Annotated in this window: 11 protein-coding genes; 4 read left to right on the top strand and 7 right to left on the bottom strand. The window is 39.0% G+C overall.

What is annotated here, in order from left to right; translation table 11 throughout:
• Window positions 1-121: 121 nt before the first annotated feature.
• The 5 genes from MHH37_RS09430 to MHH37_RS09410 form a co-directional block, all read right to left on the bottom strand.
• Complete coding sequence (locus MHH37_RS09430) at window positions 122-2,275, bottom strand: 5'-nucleotidase C-terminal domain-containing protein (RefSeq protein WP_342576046.1); 2,154 nt, start codon at window positions 2,273-2,275, stop codon at window positions 122-124.
• 174 nt (window positions 2,276-2,449) lie between these two features.
• The gene (acnA, locus tag MHH37_RS09425; RefSeq protein ID WP_008407118.1) at window positions 2,450-5,146 is read right to left on the bottom strand and encodes an aconitate hydratase AcnA; all 2,697 of its coding nucleotides are present in this window, start codon (window positions 5,144-5,146) and stop codon (window positions 2,450-2,452) included.
• A gap of 309 nt (window positions 5,147-5,455) precedes the next feature.
• Window positions 5,456-6,286, bottom strand: a complete 831-nt coding sequence (locus tag MHH37_RS09420) for a DUF2785 domain-containing protein (protein ID WP_342576237.1) — start codon at window positions 6,284-6,286, stop codon at window positions 5,456-5,458.
• A gap of 114 nt (window positions 6,287-6,400) precedes the next feature.
• A complete protein-coding gene (locus MHH37_RS09415; protein WP_342576044.1) occupies window positions 6,401-7,783 on the bottom strand; it encodes a VWA domain-containing protein in 1,383 nt (460 codons plus the stop codon).
• 24 nt (window positions 7,784-7,807) lie between these two features.
• Complete coding sequence (locus MHH37_RS09410; protein ID WP_342576043.1) at window positions 7,808-8,926, bottom strand: AAA family ATPase; 1,119 nt, start codon at window positions 8,924-8,926, stop codon at window positions 7,808-7,810.
• A 282-nt stretch (window positions 8,927-9,208) separates the two neighbouring features.
• On the opposite strand from MHH37_RS09410, the gene MHH37_RS09405 reads away from it, so the two are divergent.
• A complete protein-coding gene (locus MHH37_RS09405) occupies window positions 9,209-11,143 on the top strand; it encodes a right-handed parallel beta-helix repeat-containing protein (RefSeq protein ID WP_342576042.1) in 1,935 nt (644 codons plus the stop codon).
• A gap of 110 nt (window positions 11,144-11,253) precedes the next feature.
• Here MHH37_RS09405 and yfkAB read toward each other — a convergent pair whose 3' ends face one another.
• Together yfkAB and MHH37_RS09395 are read right to left on the bottom strand one after the other, a co-directional pair.
• Entirely contained in the window at window positions 11,254-12,357 is a 1,104-nt protein-coding gene (yfkAB, locus tag MHH37_RS09400; protein WP_087617294.1) for a radical SAM/CxCxxxxC motif protein YfkAB, read from the bottom strand.
• A 135-nt stretch (window positions 12,358-12,492) separates the two neighbouring features.
• Entirely contained in the window at window positions 12,493-14,310 is a 1,818-nt protein-coding gene (locus MHH37_RS09395) for a dynamin family protein (protein ID WP_342576041.1), read from the bottom strand.
• Window positions 14,311-14,550: 240 nt separating this feature from the next.
• On the opposite strand from MHH37_RS09395, the gene MHH37_RS09390 reads away from it, so the two are divergent.
• From MHH37_RS09390 to MHH37_RS09380, 3 genes are all read left to right on the top strand, one after another.
• Entirely contained in the window at window positions 14,551-15,984 is a 1,434-nt protein-coding gene (locus MHH37_RS09390; RefSeq protein WP_342576040.1) for a SulP family inorganic anion transporter, read from the top strand.
• 10 nt (window positions 15,985-15,994) lie between these two features.
• Complete coding sequence (locus tag MHH37_RS09385; protein WP_008407126.1) at window positions 15,995-16,414, top strand: universal stress protein; 420 nt, start codon at window positions 15,995-15,997, stop codon at window positions 16,412-16,414.
• 121 nt (window positions 16,415-16,535) lie between these two features.
• Window positions 16,536-17,015, top strand: coding sequence for a hypothetical protein (locus tag MHH37_RS09380; RefSeq protein WP_342576039.1), 480 nt, complete (start codon window positions 16,536-16,538; stop codon window positions 17,013-17,015).
• Window positions 17,016-17,037: the final 22 nt, after the last annotated feature.

Genomic DNA, 17,037 nt, shown 5'->3' with positions numbered 1-17,037 from the left:
TCTAACTTAAATTATTATCGATAATTAAGATAATAGTTCAGTTTCCATAATGTTTTTTGCAAAAAAAAATAAAAAAAAATACCACTAATTGGTTGCCCAAATTAGTGGTTTAATTATGAAATTATTTTTCTTGTGGTGCAGCTGTATCAACAATGCGGCCTTCAGTAGTAAACTTAATTTCTTTCATTGATAGTAATTGTTCTTTTAAGTTTTCCCAATCTGATAAACCTAAGTCTGTTACACGGCCTTCGCCATATGCTTTTTCAAACGAGCTGAAGCCGTCTCCGCCTTTAGCTGTGAAGGCATTTGTTGCTACTGTGTAAGTTTCGTTGTCCGCTACATCTACGTATGCTTTTGTTGCTTCATCATAGTATTTCAATGAAACGACACGAGAGCCCGCTTCTTTAGAAGAATCGTATTCTAGTTTAGCACCTGAGATATGCAGGAATCCGCCATTTTCCTCTGGAGCACTTTTTACAGAGTGTTCAAATGCAGCTTTTAATTCAGCACCTGTAACATCCATTAATGCCAGTGTATTACCAAACGGCAATACTGTAATAACCTGTCCAGTCGTAATATTCCCTGCCGGAATCGCAGCACGAATACCACCCCCATTTTGTAATGCCATCACTACTTTTTTATCCGTATACTGTTTCGCTTTTGCCAGCATGCCGTCTGTAATGATGTTTCCTAATACTGTTTCGCTGTTACGCACACTTACTGCACTTGTATCGGATTTACGAGGACTCACTAAATCTTCTGTCAACTTAACCCCGATTTCTGCTTTAGAGACAGCATCCACTTTTTCTTTAAATGGTGCAAGCATTTTTAAACCTTCTGCATCATCAGCCAGTTTACCAATCTCAACTAATTGACCGTCATGTTTAACAACGACACCATTTTCGTCAAATTCTACATTCAATGTTCCTAGGAAACCAGCATACTCTTTCGCTTGTACGATTAACGTTACGTCTTTTTTCTCGCCGACTGTGTTCGTATCCACTACGAATGGCTCTTTAAGCTCTGTATGCGAGTGACCGCCTACGATAATATCAATTCCAGGGACTGATTTTGCTAGAATTTGATCATTATCATATGCAGGGTTATCGTCAAATCCAATATGAGTCAATGCAATAATTTTATCGACACCTTTATCTTCAAACGCTTTTACCGCTTTTTTCGCTTCGTCAATATAATTTTCAAATGCGACACTGCCTGGAGAAGCGATGTCTTTTGTTTCAGCTGTTGTTAAACCGAAGATCCCGACTTTCTCACCGTTTACTTCTTTAATCATACCTGCATAAATTTTGCCGTTTTCAGGCTCGCTTGATACTAAATCAGAGAACATACCTGTAAACAGGCTATCTTTTGTAAAGTCAACATTCGCTGTTAGAACCGGGAATTGTGCAGCTTTAATGAATTCTGCCAATGCTTTATGTCCTTCTGGTGAAGAACCTAAGTCAAATTCATGGTTTCCTAATGTGATCGCATCAAATTTCAATGCATTTAAAAATGGAAGATCTGCTTGTCCTTCAAATTCGTTGAAGTATAAAGTTCCGCTGAAAACGTCACCTGCATGCAATAATAGCGCATCTGGTGTTTTCGCACGTTGTTCATTGACAGCCGTCATTAATTTTGGAAGCGCCTCTACACGAGAATGTGTATCGTTTACATGCATAATGGATAATTTATAATTATTTGTTTCCGGTTCCGGTTGTGGTGCTGGTGCAGCTGCAGCCAGCATTGTAGCCAGTACGCTTGATAGTTCGCCACGTGTAAGTTGTTTAGTAGGATTGAATACTACTTTAGCCTCTGTTAATAAAGCCGTTGCATCAATCGGGTATACCGCTGATACATTCGTTAAAATTTTAGCCAATTGACCATGTGTAATTTTATCCGCTGTACGGAATGTACCGTCTTCATAACCGTTAACAAATCCAGTCGCTACTAATGCTGCTATTTGACTATAATACTGGTTAGACGTTTTAATATCTTTAAGGTTAGGATTTTTAACATTTGTTGTATCTAGTTTAAGAGCGCCAGCAATCATTTTTGCTGCTTGTCCGCGTGTAACCGTTGCATCCGGTTTAAATGTACCGTCTCCAAATCCTTTTACGATACCTGCAGATGTTAAAGAATTGATCCCTTCTGCATATGGATGGCTAGCACTAACATCCGTAAAAATTGTCTCTTCTGCCATAACACCTGTTGCGCCTACAGCTACTGCCGTAAATGCCGCTAAAGCTGTTGCTGAATACATTCTCTTTTTCTTCATCAAAAGACCCCCTACAAAATTTTAACCTACCTTTTGATAGTAACGAAATATTATAAAAATTTCCACATATTCCGGAAAATTTTACTTCTAATTAACAAAAAATTTCATACTAAAGGCACAAAAAAAGACAAAGCCAATAAAAATTGACTTTGTCTTTAAAGTTATCGAATGGAATTATTGTTGTGCAGCTTTAGCACGTAATACCATTTGTAGGATACCGCCGTGACGGTAGTAATCTACTTCTACTTCAGAGTCGAAACGAGCTAACGCTTTGAACTCAGTTACTTTTCCTTCTGGAGAAGTTGCAGTAACAGTTAGGATATCACGTGGTTTAACATTGTCAGTTAAGTTAACGTCGATTGTTTCGTCACCTTTTAATCCTAAAGTTTCAGCTGATTCGCCAGCCATGAATTGTAATGGTAATACGCCCATCATTACTAAGTTAGAACGGTGAATACGCTCGTAAGATTGTGCGATTACAGTTTTAACGCCTAGTAAGAATGTACCTTTAGCAGCCCAGTCACGAGATGAACCCATACCGTAGTCGTTACCAGCTAATACTACTAAGCCAGTACCTGCTTCTTTGTACTTCATACAAGCATCATAAATGTACTCAACTTCGCCTGTTGGCCAGTAAGTAGTGAAACCACCTTCTGTACCTGGAGCGATTTGGTTACGGATACGAATGTTTGCGAATGTACCGCGCATCATTACTTCGTGGTTACCACGACGAGAACCGTAAGAGTTGAAGTCACGGATTGCAACACCGTTTTCGATTAAGTACTTACCAGCTGGTGTATCTTTACCGATTGCACCTGCAGGAGAGATGTGGTCAGTAGTGATAGAGTCACCGAACTTAGCCATTACACGCATTCCAGCTAATGTTTGGATAGCACCTGGCTCTTTAGAAAGACCAGTGAAGAATGGTGGGTTTTGGATGTAAGTTGATTTTTCATCGAAAGTATATAAGTTTTCAGTTGAAGTTTCGATTGCATTCCAAGCTTCGTTAGCAGTGAATACTGTTTCGTATTCTTTTTGGAATAATTCACGAGTTACAACTTTATTTAATACTTCGTTAACTTCTTCAGTTGATGGCCAGATATCAGCGAAGAATACTTCTTTGCCTTCTGGAGTTACAGCGATTGCGTCTTTTTGTAGATCGATATCTACAGTACCCGCTAAAGCGTAAGCAACAACTAATGGTGGTGAAGCTAAGAAGTTAGCTTTTACTAATGGGTGTACACGACCTTCGAAGTTACGGTTACCTGATAATACAGAAGTTACGAATAAATCGTTTGATTTGATTGCATCTTCGATTTCTGGTAATAACGGACCAGAGTTACCGATACATGTTGTACAACCGTAACCAACTGTGTTGAAACCGATTTGGTCGAAGTAGTCTTGTAAACCTGATTCTTCTAAGTAACCAGTTACTACTTTAGAACCTGGAGCTAATGAAGTTTTAACCCATTTAGCAGGTTTAATGCCTAACTCAACCGCTTTTTTAGCAACTAAACCAGCAGCTAATAATACGTATGGGTTAGATGTGTTTGTACAAGAAGTGATGGCAGCGATTGCTACAGCACCTGCAGGAATTTCTACGTCACCTTCTGCAAATTTAGCAGTTGATGTTTTAGAGAATTCTTCTTCTGTTAAACCGAAACCTTGAGTACCTTGTGGAGCTACTACTGATTCACGGTAAACACGTTTCATTTCAGTTAAAGGAATTAAATCTTGTGGACGCTTAGGACCAGAAAGGTTTGCTTCGATGTCCGCTAAGTTAATTTCTAAAACGTCAGTGTAAACAGGCTCTAAGTCCGGGTTGAAGAACATGTCGTTAGCTTTTAAGTAAGCTTCAACAACAGCAATGTGCTCTTCGTCACGGCCAGTTAAGCGCATGTAGTTTAATGATTCTTCGTCAACTGCGAAGAAACCACAAGTAGCACCGTATTCTGGAGCCATGTTTGAGATTGTAGCACGGTCAGCTAGTGGTAAACCAGGTACGCCAGGTCCGAAGAACTCAACGAATTTGTTTACTACACCACGAGCACGTAATACTTGAGTTACTTTTAATGCTAAGTCAGTAGCTGTTGTACCGTTTGGTAATTCGCCTACTAGTTTAACACCGATAACATCAGGAATTGGGAAGTAAGATGGTTGACCTAACATACCAGCTTCAGCTTCGATACCACCAACACCCCAACCTAGAACACCGATACCGTTGATCATAGTTGTGTGAGAGTCAGTACCTACTACTGAGTCAGGGAATGCTACTAAACCTTCTTCTGTTTCGTTCACGTGAACGATTGGAGCTAAATACTCTAAGTTAACTTGGTGTACGATACCAGTTGCTGGTGGTACAGCGCGGAAGTTATCATAAGCAGTTTGAGCCCATTTTAAGAAGTTATAACGTTCAGCGTTACGCTCGAACTCTAAATCCATGTTCGCTTGTAATGCTGCTGCGTTACCGTATTTGTCTACTTGTACTGAGTGGTCAATTACAAGGTCAACTGGAATTGCAGGGTTGATTTTAGCTGGGTCTCCACCCATTTCTTTCATTGCAGAACGTAATGAAGCTAAGTCAACTACTACTGGAACACCAGTGAAGTCTTGTAATACTACACGAGAAGGCTTGAATGGTACTTCAGCATCTGCATTGTGATTACCGAAGTTAGCTAATTCATTAACATGCTCGTCTTTAATTACGTAGTTATCATATTGACGTAATACTGATTCTAATAATACTTTAATTGAATAAGGTAGGCGTGATACTTTTGCGATACCAGCTTCTTCAATTGCAGCTAAACGGAAATAGTTATAAGTTTTACCGTTAACTTCAAAAGTCGAACGACTGTTGTGTAAGTTTGCCATGTTGTGTTCCCCCTAGTTTTTCTTAATTGAAAAGGTTGTAAAGCTCTTTTCTCCACAGTCAATAATAACGCACATTCATACATAAGTAAATTGCATTATTATTATCTTTTGCGATAAGTTAAAATTATGACCTATCGGAAATACCATTTTCTTCTGCAATACATTTAGAAATCCTACTTTGTCAGAAAGTTCATCTCACACTGTATTCCTCAACAAATTTCTAATGCATTGTAAATTGCATTTTTATTAGTACCTATTTGAAAAAAGTTTGAATAAAAATAATTTTATTATTGTACTAAAATAAAATAATTAGTTTAATTTGAGCCAGCGCTGAATGAATGTTGATACGATACTGCGCAGTTTTTCATTCCGATTGGCAAATTTCAGATAAAAATAGATCGTTTTTGCCAAGTTCAGCTGGTTTGTTCTTGCTTTAAACCACAATGCATCATAGCCCCGCTCATAGGCGACCATTTCCAGCTGGTCAAACAGCTGTTCAAACCATTCAATGAAAAGTTCTTCGTCAATATTTTTGGCTAACAATGCCTGAATGATATTGCAGAAACGTTCTTCCTCATCATCGATAAAAACATAGCCCTTCCAAATATTCGCGCGTATTGCCTGCAATATTTGAGCCGTAAAGCGAATCGGATAAAGCGGATGTGCAATAATTGCGCTAATTAACTCCGTTGTATTCGTAATGCTATGTGCCCAGCCAGACTTTGTATCGACAAAGCTTCGCAAATCCTGCTCCTTCGATAACAGTGCCACTGCATTTTGCGCAAGCAACTCCAACTGCTCACTCGTCAAAATGTTAAGCTGTCGATCGGCATTCACGATTGCGGCTAAATAAAGAGCCGCATAGGAACGCTGAAAAACAGAACTTGTCCCATTCTCACCGATATTAAAAAGTAAACCGTCAGTTGAAGAAAGTTTGCTCACAAATTCGGTAATAATTGTTTCGCCGAGTGCATTCTCAGATAACAGCATGATGAACAGTCGATAGTTCAGCTGGTCACGGATTGCTGCTTCTTCATGACCGATTGTTCCCAGTAAATCATTCAATATCGACGGGTGCTCCTGAATCGATTGTTTTCGCTCTTCCGTCGTCATTTCAAAAAACTTCTCATAATCTTCCACTACCAAAAAGACGCCTCCTTACCAAATGCATAACATCATTGTAAGAGACGTGCCAACATTTGACTAGGTAAAAGCTCTTCTAATAGACGCACACCTTCTGAATATACCCGTTTTTTATAAAACAAATGCATCTTCTGCTTCAAATAATTCATTTACTTCAATAACACGATCTGAAAACCGATCCACAACATTCAGATCGACCGTATTAATTAAATTTGTTAATACAATCGAAGTACATTCAAACTGTTTCTGCTTTTTTGTTTGCGCAAATTCCTCAATAAAACGTGACGGTAAAAAGCTGGATCCGTCCGTTACAAACAACAAATCCGCTTTTTTAAATTCACTTTTCTTTAAAAGTTTTAATGCTTCACGCAATGGCAGCTCATAATTCGTCCCGCCACCGATGAAACTGTCACTAAACTGAATGAGCTCCTGCGTCTTTGCCTGACCTTTTCTGAAAAATTTGATTTCCCCAACATTTGTTGCAAAAGGAATAATCGCAAAATCTCTTCTCTGCTTTTTGGCGATGTTCAGCAACGCAATACAAAACGCCTTACTTTGTGCTTTAATTGATGTCATAGAACTGCTTTCATCCATGCATACAATAATCGGTCCCTTTCCTTGACGGTCTTTTCCTTTCTTATTAAAAACGAGTGTTTGCTGCTCGCTTAATCGCTTCAAAAAATCCAGTTTGCTGTGTCCAAGCATATAGTTCGCCAATTCTGCCGGAAGTAGTCGGGATAGTTCATGCCCAAAAGAAACCGAGTGATGCTGAATTGTCTTTGCTTGTTTTGCTTTCTGCTTTTTCATCGCAATTTTTTTAAAACGGCCGACTAATTCGGCAATTTTATGCAATTCCTTTCGCTCGCTAATCATTTTTGCCAGTTTAAACTGATCGCTTAAAGGAACTTGCTCCAATTTTTTTCCATCCATCGTTCCTACTTTCATGATCGCAGTTTTTGTTTGATGGATGTTCTTTTTATTTTCCTGAAGCATCATGCCGATGGATGTTTTGGATAACTGTTTTAAATACTCTCTTTTTTGCGGTAAATCATTTGCCGCACTGGGCATTTGTTGCTGCTTTTGAAAGGCTTCCAGTTGCTCGATCTGAAATGGGTTTTTTTGCTCCTCATAATATTGGAAACTTTTAAGAAGCTGTTCGGCAATGCTGACGGAAGTAAGGACACTCAACAGCTCGTCGCCCTTTGTCAGCGCATGCCATTGGTTGTATTCTTCATTCTTCAGCAGCTCTTTCATAAAATCATATTGCACTTTGTCCAGTTGCTTTGCATTTTCATTTATTACAGGCGCTTTATAATAGAAAGCATGCCAGCAATCTCCGATGATATTCGTAAAGCCGGATACAATTTTTTCACCTTCGATGCAGCTGTCATGCAATAAAGTGGCCATTTTCAACAATTCGTTGAAACGGGTCTTTTGCTCAGTGCTGCTCTCAAAAACTGTTCGGCTGTAGATTACATGTATGTTCTCGCTCATGAAGCATCCCACCTTCTGTATTCTTTAAAATCCGATGACATCTGAAGTAATTCGAAGCAATTGTTTATGCATTTCCGTTTTTAAACTGTGCAATTCCGGACGGCTCGGGATTTGACGGCTCATATTTTGTACTTCTACAAATAATGTTTTTCCCTGCAGGAGCAGTTGACTCAGCTCCGATTTAGCAAGCGGGGATTTTTGAAGCATCGCATTTCTTGCTGTTAAAATAATCATTTCAAACTCGTTCGCTGTCCTGTGAATAAACGCTTCTACTGTATCAAAGGCAACTTCATTAATGATTTGTTCTGTTAACGGTTTTTGTTCGATTGTTTCCCACAAAATATTCGTCAAAATCGTCAAGTCTTCCCGAATCACCTCTGTACGCCCGTCTAAATACGCTTTCGCTTTCAAAATCGACAATGACTGTTTAAAACGGCGATCGGACGGTCGAATCCCTTCATCATGAAGTGCCTGCCTAATTTTAGCGACCACTTTAAAAATCGTATCAGAAATGGCAACCTTATCTGTCCTTTGCTGATGTTCGGTCAGCTCGTCCAATGTTATTTTCGAAATTTCCTTTTTTCTTTCATCCTTTAACATCGCAATAAAGGCTTCTTCATCACGAATATAATTCACTTCATAGCGCAGCAAAAATCGGTCGAATAATGCTTCTAGTCCCTCCCCTTCTTCGATGTATTCATTGGAGGAACCGACCATCGTCATAAGCGGTGAAGCAATGGGAACCCCGTTGTTATAATAAATCCGCTCATTGATAAGTGTGAGCAGTGAATTCAGAATCGCAGAGTTTGCTTTAAAGATTTCATCAATAAACGCAAAATGGGCTTCCGGGAGCATATTTGTCACATTCCGTTTATAAATCCCCTGTTCCAAATCTTTCAAAGACAACACACCAAACAATTCTTCCGGTGTACTGAATGGTGTCAATAAATGCTGAAAACAATGACTTCCCTCGACAATCGAACCAAGCATGGACGACAGCACACTTTTTCCTGTCCCCGCCGGTCCGATAAATAAAAGATGCTGTCGTGATAATAAGGCAATTAATAATGCTTCAATCTCTTCTTCCCGATCATAAAAACGTTCATTCAGTTGCTGACGGATGGTTTGCAGCTGTTCACACATTGATTGACCACCTTTCCCTCTATCTTTTCGTAAATCCGTATACCCGCACGTTTATGTAATACTCTACTTATAACGTTACACTTCCTGTACGATTTTTAAACCTTTGCTTGTCTTAATTCTTCCTATAAAGAACTAGGAATATTTCAGGCGACTTTGCACTATTTTAGTAAGAGCATTGGAAAAAATTTTTTTCATGTTTCCACACAATTTTAGTTACAAATGATTAATTTTGTTATTTTACGTGAACATATTACATATAGCATGTTTTGTAGGAGGAATCGTATGGCGTTAGTAAGAGTGTCATCTTCAATTTTTTCACGCATTAAAACTATTCAAAAAGCGGTGCAGCGAACAATGAACCATGATGAAATTATCGTTGCATCCGGGACATATAAAGAAACTTTAACTTTTGAGGAAAACAGAACGATTACCGCACCAAATGATGCAACGGTCTGTATAAAAGGAACGATCGTGATTGCTGAATGTGCGACCGTCACATTTGAGAACATGACAATTCAACCTACAACGCAAATTTACGTCGAAGGTAAAATTATATTAAAAAACTGCATTATTCAAGGTGGACGTACAAATGTGCTGTTGGCACTGAACGGCGGGACATTACAATGCGAAAATACAACATTCATCGGTGCATCGGATGTGGCAGTCACGTTGGTATACAATAGTGAGGCCCATTTGGAAAATTGTCATTTTGAAAATAATAAAAAAGTCCATATATTAGCGGAAAATTCAACAATTCATTTAACAGATTGTACACTTTCAAAAGCAAACCAGGCACTTTGGGTAAAATCTCATGCAAAGGCTTATTTGACTCATGTAAAAGTCCAGCATCATTCCGGCACACAGCTCATTATTCAAGACCATGCCTTATTGGAAATGAACGACAGCGAAATCATGCACGGCGAAGGTAATGGTATATATGCATCAGACCATTCAAACATTCATTTAATAAAAACAGCTATACAGCACCATCGCCTTCCCCAAATCTGGATGCAAAAAAGTTCCCTAAACGTAACAGATTGCAAAATTCAATACGGCAATGAATCCGGTATTATTTTACGGGATGGTTCGGAAGCAATGATCGAAAATTCATTGATTGCTTTCCATAAAATCGCAAATGTCCAGTTATTGCTCGAATCTTTACTCAATATGACGGACTGTGAGGTGTACAGTTGCCAAGGGGTCGGCATTCATATAAAGGAAAAATCGATTGCAAACTTCAACGGTACGGTCTTTGCATATAATGTGCTGCCACAGCTTTTCATTACCGAAAACTCCATTTGTACAATAAAAGATACGACGATTCAGGAAGGCAAACAGATTGGGGTCTATACGGAAAAAGGGGCATCGTGTTCGATTGTTTCCAGTACGATTACAGGACATAAAAACGCAGCGCTAACGGTAATGGAGGCAGAACTATTCCTTTTAAACACAACAGTGCATCATAATAAAGGGAATGGCATTTTAGCGGTCAATCATTCAAAGGCTTCTGTGGACAATTGCCATTTCAATCACAATGAATTGGCTCATATTGCAGGGAAAAATAACAGTACTGTGACGATTTACCAAAGTGAATTAGTCGGCGGCAAAAGTATATTTGTCATGGATCAATGTGAACTGGAAGTAACCGAATCGGTTGTTAAAGATGGTACGGGAATTCAAATTGAAATGGTGGGCAATACAAATGCCACGATTCAACAAACCCAAATTAGCGGCGGTGAGACAAATGGGATTGTGGCGATGAAAGATACATCGGTCCATATTATCGATAGCCAAATATCTTGTCATAAAATGCCGCAAATCATCGTCAATGACAGCTCTCTTGTATTAAAGAACAGCGAATTGATGGAAGGTGAACGAAATGGTTTAATTATTGAAAACCATGCAGAAGCATTAATTCAAGATTCGTTCATTTCCAATCATATGTATTCTCAATTATGGATTGACTCCGAATCTTCTGCGGAGGTGAACGCCACACAAATTATCGAAGGCCATGAATCTGATATTTTTGTACAAAATAAATCGGTTCTCCATGCTTCGAAATGCATTATCCAAAATGCGAAATTTGATTTCAATATCCAAGCGGTCAACTTCTCGAAAATTTATCTGTCTGAAACAATGGTCGACAATTCGTTCGGTTCAAAGTTTTACAGTGAAAATAACAGCGAAATTTCATCGAATTTGGATGAAATCAGTTAGGTCATTACTACCTGTAACTTTTTTCAGTTGCAGGTAGTTTTTTTGCGGACAATAAAAAACAGTTTACCCTCATTCCATGTAGGATGATAGGTAAACTGATTTATGAAGGTTTATTTAATACTCCCACTTACAAATTCTGTCTCAGGATAGTACATATTTTTAACAATAACATTCGCCCCAAGGCATTTCACCGCAGGACAATGGCAATTGATCGATTTAGAAATATTTGAATCTAGCCATCTCTTATAAATTTGAGTCAATGATTCATTTTTAATATTGCCGAACGCCTGACCGTCATCCGAGAAATCGGTAACCGAAATATCACCGGAGAAAATATTGAGATTCATTCTTGAACGACCATCCACATCGTTTCTCATTGTTGTATTTGATGCGTTATTGATTCTGTTAATTAATGCTAGATCACGCTCATCACGGCTGCACGGATAGAATGGCAATGTTCCGAATAATACCCAAATATCTTTATTTCGGTAATCGAGAATTTCGTTGATCACTTTTCTGTATTCATCCAAACCGATCGTTTCTAAACTTTCAGCAAAATCGCTGGCGTACATCGGATGAATCTCATGACGCTTACATAGCATTTCATTTGCCACTTCATGATGAATTTTCTCCATAAATGGCACTGTGTTACGGTTTAGCATTGTTTCGGCGGATACAAACATGCCGCCTTTTGACAGTTCTCTTGCGTTATCAAAAATATTACGATATAAATTCCCTCTATATTCAACTGACGGCGTTTTTTCCATCATAGCGAACCCTGTTTCAACAAATTCTTTTTCATCACACCAGTTGTGCGATATGTGCATGACATCTAAATAAGGAGCAACCAGCTCATAATGTGACATCGGCAAAGTGAGGTTGGAGTTGATCTGTGTCTTGATCCCCCTGCTTTTCGCATATTTCAATAATGGTAACAGATTATCTTTAATTCCCTTTTTCGTTAATAAAGGTTCCCCGCCTGTAAAGCTCATCGTGCGTAATGTTTCAACTTCATCCAATTTACGGATGATTTCGTCTGCCGGAATGGCTGGTAACTCTTTCGTTAGTAATGTATAGCCTACTGCACAGTGCGAGCATCTCATATTACAAAGGTTTGTTGTTGTAAACTCTATATTCGATAAAGTTAATTTACCATGTTGATCGATATCAATATATGGTTCCCACTCATCATGCGGTTTAAAAATTGTATTCATTTAAATACTTCCTTTCTGCGAGTACAATTTTCTCATAAAACAGTTGTATTGCAAAGCTATTGTTTGTAAGGAAATCGCAGAGGGAGTGTTACATGCAAATAGCTGCAAGGGATGAATTTCCGCGCAGCCGCTTTTTTAGATTTCGATTATTCCCGGTAATTCCGGAATGTCCGATACAATATCTTCTACGGATAACCGCAACTCAAACAGGGGGTATTTTTCTTTCAAATTCAGCAGTGCCAGCAGTTCACCCGAGTCTGCTACTGCTGGTGCTTCATATGAATAATCTACCGTCATAATATGTTCAACCGTCTGTCGGATGTATGCTTCTTCCTGCTTTTTAATCGGCAGCACTCTTTCCAATAAAAGGGGCTCTATCGCAGCTTTAAGAAAGTTTTGTGCTTCGGCCATACAGCTGAATTCCGCCAGTTTATTCGTATATGATATCATTTTGGACCGTTCGCGAATTTGTTGGGCTTCCAGTTCTTTCACCTGATTACGTATTGTTGTCAGTTGCTTTTTTGTCAGATCGTTTAGCCGGGCTTGGACTGAATCCAGTTTTTCCAGGATAAATTGTTCGTATTTTTTAATAGATATCAATTTCTGTTCACATTCTATGCGGATTCTATTCAATGTTTGAATTTGCTCGGATACTATCGACGAAAGTTCACTCTCTTCCAATGGAAATGCAAGCGACATCCCGGTTTGCTTTTTGAATAACTTCTCCAGTTGGCCATATTCCATCATGTAATCTACATGCAATTTTCGGTAATCACGTACATTTTTTTGATAAAGCGCTGCCGTTTCCTCATACATGTCCACGACGGGGTCATGTAGATAGGAATAGCTCTCCAGTGTCTGCAACAGCTGAAAAAGCGTTTGTACTTCTTTGAACACTTTACTGACCGTTTCATATTGTTTTTCAAAGGAAGTAATGAGCGCTTTATCCTGTTGTAATTGAGCGGCATCAATATGAAGATTGCCTTGATGCTGTACGATATATTCAAACGCCGATACATACGGTTCTCTTGCCGGAATTGTATTCATTTCTACTCGCAATCGTTCCAGCCATTGTAAAAACCGCTCCGTCGTATGGCGTGTCTTCTTCTGCTTGTTATCAATTAACTGGAACATGAGTTGTGACAGCTGTGTTATTCGGGAATCAATGAGCAGCTGTGTACTGTTCGTCTTACGGGCTTCTTGTGCCTGTAAAGCAGAAACTGGTACATCCTCCCCAATATAGTAGCCGTAACGTTCTTTCTCCACTTCAAGAAAGGCTTCCACTTCCCCATCTACCCGATCAATCCCGTTTACGACTAAATGGGCCGTTATCCCCGTCTTGTTCAGTTGCTCGATAAAATTCACTTCTGCTTCTGTTGCAGGCGAACCCGCTTGTAACACCCAGAATACTTCATCACAACGCTGTAATAGCGCCGGTGAAAAGTAGGCCGTATTGTTTGCGCCTGTTTCCAGCGCTACCGAGTCGACAATGGTCACTTTCTTTAATAACTCACACGTTATATACACTTCCAAATAATCCAGATGCTTACGAATTATTTGCGCACTTTCTGAATTTGAAATAGTAAATAGCGAGAGGTTGGCAATATCAAATATTACTTCCATACCGTTCAGAAAAACAGCTTTTATATATTCCTCATCACCGTATTTCAAAAATGTATTTGTCCTCGTTGGTTCTGAAGGCCGGTCTTCCAGCAGGTTTCTGCCGATTAAACTATTGATTACTGTCGTTTTCCCAACCCGCTCTTTTCCGATAAAGAGGACGATTGGCTGACTGTCCGCATCATCAATAATCCTTTTTAAACGGGTAGTCGTATCTTTTACATAACTATTTTGAGACAGAATACTATGCAAAGGTTTTAGCCGTTCTATTAATTGTTCCAACGGATTATGTTCATCAAAGTTGTTTAGCTGTTCGCTGAATCGCTCAGTCATACGGGTCACTCCTTTACAAACGATTATTATTCTATTATAAACGCAGTGATTTCAACACGGACAAGTAATTACGAAAAACGAAATAATTGGTTCCTCATACTTAATCGACAAAACGATGAGTAGGTATTAACACATGGAAATTTTCTTGAGTAAATTAAATTTCATCATAATGTTGCTATTGCTCGACATTGTATGCATGCTATTATAGTAGAAGAATATTTAAAAGGAGCTACACAATATATGTACAATATCCGTGAGCAATGGTTTGGGAATGTACGCTCAGATGTGCTGGCAGGACTTGTTGTCGCACTGGCCCTCATCCCTGAAGCAATTGCTTTTTCTATTTTAGCCGGTGTAGATCCGATGGTCGGTCTCTATGCCTCACTTGTCATCGCTGTAACAATCAGCTTTGTCGGTGGTCGACCTGCGATGATTTCCGCTGCAACAGGAGCGATGGCACTTGTGATCGTTTCACTTGTAAAAGACCATGGATTGCAGTATTTACTCGCTGCAACAATTTTAACTGGTATCATTCAAATCATATTTGGGATGCTGAAAATTGCACGCCTGATGAAGTTTATTCCGAATGCGGTCATGATCGGCTTTGTAAACTCATTGGCGATTTTGGTATTCATCGCCCAAACACCTCACTTTATCGGTGGCGATATCGTCACATGGGCGTTTCTTTTAGCGACAATTGCTCTTATTTACGCAATTCCTTTTGTCATTAAAGGTATCCCTGCCCCTCTTATTGCTGTTGTAATTTTATCGGCAGTAGCCATTTATTCAGGCTTCAATTTAAATACGGTTGGAGATATGGGCACGATTACACAATCGCTGCCATCATTTTTAATACCTGATATTCCGTTTAACTTAGAAACGTTGATGATTATTTTGCCGTATTCACTTGCTTTGGCTGTTGTCGGACTAGTCGAATCATTACTGACCGCTTCTATTTTGGATGATATGACGGCTTCTGAGAGCGATAAAAACAAAGAAGCACGCGGACAAGGAATCGCCAATGTGATTAACGGTTTCTTCGGTGGTATGGCCGGCTGTGCAATGATCGGCCAGTCTGTCATTAACGTAAAATCAGGTGCACGCGGCCGACTTTCCACTTTTGTAGCCGGTGTGTTTTTAATGTTTTTAATTCTCTTTTTAGGTGATTATGTTGTTCAAATACCTATGCCGGTGCTGGCCGGTGTAATGGTTGTTGTATGTATTACTCAATTCGACTGGCAATCATTCAAATACGCTGTGACAGCACCGAAAAAAGATGTATTTGTTATGCTTCTGACAATCGCGGTTGTCCTGTATACACATAACTTAGCGTTAGGTGTTGTAGCCGGTATTATTGTCAGTGCGCTGTTTTTCGTCAACGAAATTTCACGGGTAAGTATTTCACAACAAGGGAAAACATACTTTGTCAAAGGGCAACTATTCTTCGCTTCTACGGAAGGCTTTATCGACCATTTCAAATCGGTTCAAAATGATCATTCTTCCATTGAAATCGACTTTTCACAATGTAAAGTGTGGGATGATTCGGCAATCGGTGCTTTAATGAAGGTAAAGGACCAGCTGAAAGCGAAAAATATAGAAGTAACCTACTTGAATATTGATGAATCAAGTAAACAGCTGTTGAAGAAGTTAACCGGTATGACATTAATCGATTAGGAGGTGGCGTATGTATCAACATATTTTACTGGCCGCTGATGGTTCGCAAAACTCGATACGTGCTGCAAAAGAAGCTTTAAAAATAGCACAAGTACATGCCGAAACATTGGTGACGATCATTTTTATTATTGATATGGAAAAAGCAAAAACGGATGTACTTCATTCAAGTTCCAATGAAAGTCTATACATGGAACGCCGTCGAAAGCTTGTGCCAATTGAGGAATTGTTCAACGAGCATCAAGTTCGCTATAAAGTGGAAATCATTCATGGCTCACCAGGACCTGAAATCATCAAATATGCCAACACACAAAATGTGGATTTGGTCGTAATCGGCAGCCGCGGGTTAAACAGTCTGCAAGAAATGGTATTAGGCAGCGTGTCGCATAAAGTGATGAAGCGCGTTCAATGCCCTGCAATGCTTGTGAAGTAAGGGAAAACTAAACAGAGAAAAGACAAAACATTTTTAGAGCGACTAATATGTTTTGTCTTTTTTTTATGTATATCTGATATAATTGGGGTCAACATGTCAAATTCACGATGAGGTGGGAACTGTGTTTTTCTTAAAGCCTAAACTAATTAAAAATGGTAAGAAATCTAATGCGGAATTGTTATTTAAAGATGTTTCACCAGATCAATGGGATCAGGAACATTTAACGAAAGCTAATTTGGATTTTTCAATAGATAGTGTTCGTCTCGTTAATGAGTATGCTGAACGGTTAATCCATACAGAATTTGGACAGCAGCTTTTAAAAGAGCATTCAGAAAATTTCATCACACGTATTGGTTCCTATTTAGGCGAAGTAATTAAAAATCACAAAGACGGGCAATATCGCTGGTTTGATTTTAACTCGATAAAAGAAAATACCGTACATTTAAATAGTTATGTATTGAGTGTAGGCGATGAATCTGTTCTTTATTCTAAAAAATTGGATCACGTATTGTGTCCAATCTATGAAGTGAAGCAATACTTTGAGGGCAATTCTAACTATGATAATTTTTTGGCATATGTAGAAGACGCAATTAAAAACTAGACTTCCTATGGAGGAACTAATT

The sequence above is a fragment of the Solibacillus sp. FSL K6-1781 genome (assembly GCF_038630735.1).
Lineage (GTDB): Bacteria > Bacillota > Bacilli > Bacillales_A > Planococcaceae > Solibacillus > Solibacillus silvestris.
Note: the sequence above shows the minus strand (reverse complement) of the source record. Positions and strands in the feature narration are given on the sequence as shown.

Coding starts and splice junctions, on each gene's coding strand:
- yfkAB (WP_087617294.1), bottom strand. CDS start 12,357: ATGAATACAATTTTTAAACCGCATGATGAGTGGGAACCATATATTGAT.
- MHH37_RS09390 (WP_342576040.1), top strand. CDS start 14,551: ATGTACAATATCCGTGAGCAATGGTTTGGGAATGTACGCTCAGATGTG.
- MHH37_RS09405 (WP_342576042.1), top strand. CDS start 9,209: ATGGCGTTAGTAAGAGTGTCATCTTCAATTTTTTCACGCATTAAAACT.
- MHH37_RS09385 (WP_008407126.1), top strand. CDS start 15,995: ATGTATCAACATATTTTACTGGCCGCTGATGGTTCGCAAAACTCGATA.
- MHH37_RS09430 (WP_342576046.1), bottom strand. CDS start 2,275: ATGAAGAAAAAGAGAATGTATTCAGCAACAGCTTTAGCGGCATTTACG.
- acnA (WP_008407118.1), bottom strand. CDS start 5,146: ATGGCAAACTTACACAACAGTCGTTCGACTTTTGAAGTTAACGGTAAA.
- MHH37_RS09415 (WP_342576044.1), bottom strand. CDS start 7,783: ATGAGCGAGAACATACATGTAATCTACAGCCGAACAGTTTTTGAGAGC.
- MHH37_RS09410 (WP_342576043.1), bottom strand. CDS start 8,926: ATGTGTGAACAGCTGCAAACCATCCGTCAGCAACTGAATGAACGTTTT.
- MHH37_RS09395 (WP_342576041.1), bottom strand. CDS start 14,310: ATGACTGAGCGATTCAGCGAACAGCTAAACAACTTTGATGAACATAAT.